Consider the following 4,231-nt stretch of genomic DNA (forward strand, 5'->3'; position numbering starts at 1 on the left):
GGAATACCACAAGGCTTGAAACCTGTGGTGTACCTGTGGGAGCTGGCTTGCCGGCGGTAGGGCCGGCCCAGGCTAACGCCAATCAGCCTTCCAGCTCAGCCCAGCGCTCCACCAGCACATCCAGCTCGCCCTGCAGCTTCTCGATCTTGGCCAGCACTGCCGAGGTTTCCGCGATCGGCCGCTGATAGAAGCCCGCCGCATTCACTTCTTCCTGAGCCTCAGCCATGCGCTGTTCAACTTCGTCGATCTGCCCTGGCAGCATCTCCAGTTCACGCTGCAGCTTGTAGCTGAGCTTCTTCTTCGAAGGCTCTTCCGCCACCGGTGCGGCGGCCGGTGCAGGCTTGGCCTCGACCTTCTCCACCACCGCGCTGTTCAGCGCAGACTTGCCGCCCTTGCTCTCGGCTACACCCAGCAGCTTCGGCGAACCACCCTGGCGGATCCAGTCCTCGTAACCGCCGACGTACTCACGCACCCTGCCCTCGCCTTCGAACACCAGCGTGCTGGTGACGACGTTGTCGAGGAAAGCCCGGTCGTGGCTGACCATCAGCACGGTGCCCTTGTAGTTGGACAGCACCTCTTCAAGCAGCTCGAGGGTTTCCACGTCCAGGTCGTTGGTCGGTTCGTCGAGCACCAGCAGGTTGGCCGGTTTGCTGAACAGTTTGGCCAGAAGCAGGCGGGCACGCTCACCACCCGACAGCGCCTTGACCGGTGTACGGGCACGCTGCGGGCTGAACAGGAAGTCGCCCAGGTAGCTCAGCACGTGGCGGTTCTGGCCGTCGATCTCGATGAAGTCACGGCCTTCAGCCAGGTTGTCGATAACGGTCTTTTCCAGGTCGAGCTGGTGACGCATCTGGTCGAAGTAGGCCACTTCCAGCTTGGTGCCGCGCTCGACCTTGCCCGTGGTGGGTTCAAGGTCGCCCAGCATCATCTTCAGCAAGGTGGTCTTGCCGGTACCGTTGGCGCCCAGCAGGCCAATGCGGTCCTGGCGCTGCAAGACCATGGAAAAATCCTTGACCAGCAGAGGCCCATCAGCGTGATGGAAGCTGACGTTTTCCAGCACCATTACCTGTTTGCCGGATTTGTCTGCCGCTTCGATCTGGATGTTGGCCTTGCCCTGGCGCTCGCGGCGCTCGCCACGCTCCACGCGCAGTGCCTTCAGCGCACGCACGCGGCCTTCGTTACGGGTACGGCGGGCCTTGATGCCCTGGCGGATCCACACTTCTTCCTGGGCCAGGCGCTTGTCGAACAGCGCGTTGGCGGTTTCCTCGGCGGCCAGCGCGGCCTCCTTGTGCACCAGGAAGCTGGCGTAGTCACCGTTCCAGTCGATCAGGCCGCCGCGGTCCAGCTCAAGGATACGGGTGGCCAGGTTTTGCAGGAAGGAACGGTCGTGGGTGATGAACAGCACCGCACCGTTGAAGCCGCGCAGGGCCTCTTCGAGCCAGGCGATGGCACCGATATCCAGGTGGTTGGTTGGTTCGTCGAGCAGCAGCAGGTCGGGCTCGGACACCAGCGCCTGGGCCAGCAGCACGCGGCGGCGCCAGCCACCGGACAGCTCGGCCAGGGTCTTGTCGGCCGGCAGCTGCAAGCGGCTGAGGGTGCTTTCCACCACCTGCTGCAGGCGCCAACCATCACGGGCTTCAAGTTCGTGCTGGACATGCATGAGTTTTTCCAGGTCTTCGTCGCCCTGGATATTCATGCTCAAGTGGTGGAACTGCGCCAGCAGCTCGCCAACGCCATCCAGGCCTGCGGCCACCACGTCGAACACGGTGCGCTCGTCAGCCACCGGCAGCTCCTGTGGCAGCTCGCCGATCTTGAGGCCTGGGGCACGCCAGATTTCGCCATCGTCGCCCTTCTGCTCGCCCTTGACCAGGCGCAGCATGCTCGACTTGCCAGTGCCGTTGCGGCCGATGATGCACACCCGCTCGCCACGAGCGATCTGCCAGGACACTTTGTCCAGCAGCGGCATGGCGCCGAATGCGAGGGACACATCGCTGAATTTGAGCAGGGTCATGTTGGTCTCCATAAATCGGGCGCGCATTCTACCTGACTTGGCCCCCGTCGGCATCCGCCAGGGTACCCGGCGAGGGCTTTACGACATTTGGTCGTACTTAATATCCCGATACAAGCACAGTGCTTTCACCCGCTGCCGGCAAACGGCTAAGCTAAGGCAATTGCTTCCAACAGTGCTGGCTCCGCCGTCACTTCCTCATGGTTCAACTGCCCGGACGTATCATGCGCAGCCGCCTGTTACATATTGCATCCTGCCTGCTGCTTACCGCTGCCACCTGCGCGGCGCAGGCCACCGACCTTACCCAGCAACGCCAGTACTATGACGAGGCCAAGCGTGCGCTGGCCAAGGGCGACAAAGGTCCCTACCTGCGTTACGCCCAGGCCCTGAGCGACTACCCGCTTACGCCCTACCTGGCCTACGACGAACTCACCGCCCGCCTGAAAAGCGCCAGTAACCAGGAGATCGAAGGTTTCCTGGCCAAGCACGGTGACCTGCCCCAGGCCAACTGGATGAAGCTGCGCTGGTTGCGCTGGCTGGCCGAACGCGGCGAATGGAACACCTTCGCCAAGTACTACGACCCCAAGCTCAACTTCACCGAACTGGACTGCCTCAACGGCCAGTACCAGCTCAGCCACGGCCTGCGCGCCGAGGGCTACGCCACGGCAGACAAGTTGTGGAACGTCGGCAAGTCACAGCCTGCCGCGTGTGACACGCTGTTCGGCATGTGGGCAGCCGAGGGCCAGCTGACCGAGGCCAAGCGCTGGGAGCGCACCAAGCTGGCGGCCCAGGCGCGCAACTACGGCCTGGCCAACAACCTGGTCAATACCCTGACCACCCTCGCCCCACAAGGCCGCCTGCTGGTCGACGTGGCACAGAAGCCCGAGCTGCTCAACCAACCGTCGCGCTTCACCCCGGCCAACGAAACCATGTCCGACGTGGTCAGCCTTGGCCTGCGCCGCCTGGCCCGACAGGACCCGGAGCGGGCCATGGCGCTGCTCGACGATTACGCCCAGCGCATGCACTTTTCCCGAGACGAAAAAGTTGCCATCGCCCGCGAAATCGGCCTGACCCTGGCGCGCCGCTACGACCCTCGCGCACTCGACCTTATGACACGCTACGACCCCGAACTGCGTGACAACACTGTCAGCGAGTGGCGCCTGCGCCTGCTGCTGCGCCTGGGCCGCTGGGAAGACGCCTACGAGCTGACCAAGCGCCTGCCCCAGGACCTGGCCAGCAGCAGCCGCTGGAAGTACTGGCAGGCACGCAGCCTGGAGCTGGCGCAGCCGAACAACCCGCAGATCCCGCTGCTGTACAAGACCGTGGCGCGTGAGCGCGACTTCTATGGTTTCCTTGCCGCCGACCGGGCACAGACACCGTACCAGTTGAACAACAAGCCGCTGCTGCTGAGCCCACAGCTGGTCAACAAGGTGCGCAACACCCCAGGCATCCGCCGCGCCCTGGAGTTCCACGCCCGCGGCCAGATCGTCGAGGGCCGCCGCGAGTGGTACCACGTCAGCCGCCACTTCACCCGCGACGAAATGGTTGCCCAGGCACGCCTGGGCTATGAGCTGCGCTGGTACTTCCCGGCCATCCGCACCATCAGCCAGGCACAGTACTGGGACGACCTGGACATCCGCTTCCCGATGGCCCACCGCGACACCCTGGTGCGCGAAGCCAAGGTCCGCGGCCTGCATTCGAGCTGGGTGTTCGCCATCACCCGCCAGGAGAGTGCCTTCATGGAGGACGCGCGTTCGCCGGTGGGTGCCAGCGGCCTGATGCAGCTGATGCCGGCCACGGCCAAGGAAACCGCGCGCAAGTTCAGCATTCCCCTGGCCTCACCGGCGCAGGTGCTGAACCCGGACAAGAACATCCAGCTGGGTGCGGCCTACCTGAGCCAGGTGCACAGCCAGTTCAACGGCAACCGCGTGCTGGCTTCGGCGGCCTACAACGCCGGCCCCGGGCGCGTGCGGCAGTGGCTCAAGGGCGCCAAGCACCTGAGCTTCGATGTGTGGGTGGAGTCGATCCCGTTCGACGAAACGCGCCAGTATGTGCAGAACGTGCTGTCGTATTCGGTGATCTACGGGCAGAAGCTGAACTCGCCGCAGCCGCTGGTGGATTGGCATGAGCGGTATTTCGATGACATGTGATTGTTGCTGAGCCTGCACTGGCCTCTTCGCGGGTAAACCCGCTCTTACAGGGATTGCGTAACCCTTGTAGGAG

General features: G+C 64.0%; 2 protein-coding genes. One reads left to right on the top strand and one right to left on the bottom strand.

What is annotated here, in order from left to right:
- Window positions 1–82: 82 nt before the first annotated feature.
- Window positions 83–2,011 (bottom strand): ATP-binding cassette domain-containing protein, encoded by a 1,929-nt coding sequence (locus ABE456_RS28225; RefSeq protein WP_346646861.1) that lies wholly within the window; start codon window positions 2,009–2,011, stop codon window positions 83–85.
- Window positions 2,012–2,232: 221 nt separating this feature from the next.
- On the opposite strand from ABE456_RS28225, the gene ABE456_RS28230 reads away from it, so the two are divergent.
- Entirely contained in the window at window positions 2,233–4,158 is a 1,926-nt protein-coding gene (locus ABE456_RS28230; protein ID WP_346646862.1) for a transglycosylase SLT domain-containing protein, read from the top strand.
- Window positions 4,159–4,231: the final 73 nt, after the last annotated feature.

The sequence above is a fragment of the Pseudomonas sp. TWI929 genome, from assembly GCF_039673335.1.
Lineage (GTDB): Bacteria > Pseudomonadota > Gammaproteobacteria > Pseudomonadales > Pseudomonadaceae > Aquipseudomonas.

Excerpts from the sequence above, each read along its gene's own strand:
- ABE456_RS28230 (WP_346646862.1), top strand. The coding sequence starts at position 2,233 with ATGCGCAGCCGCCTGTTACATATTGCATCCTGCCTGCTGCTTACCGCT.
- ABE456_RS28225 (WP_346646861.1), bottom strand. The coding sequence starts at position 2,011 with ATGACCCTGCTCAAATTCAGCGATGTGTCCCTCGCATTCGGCGCCATG.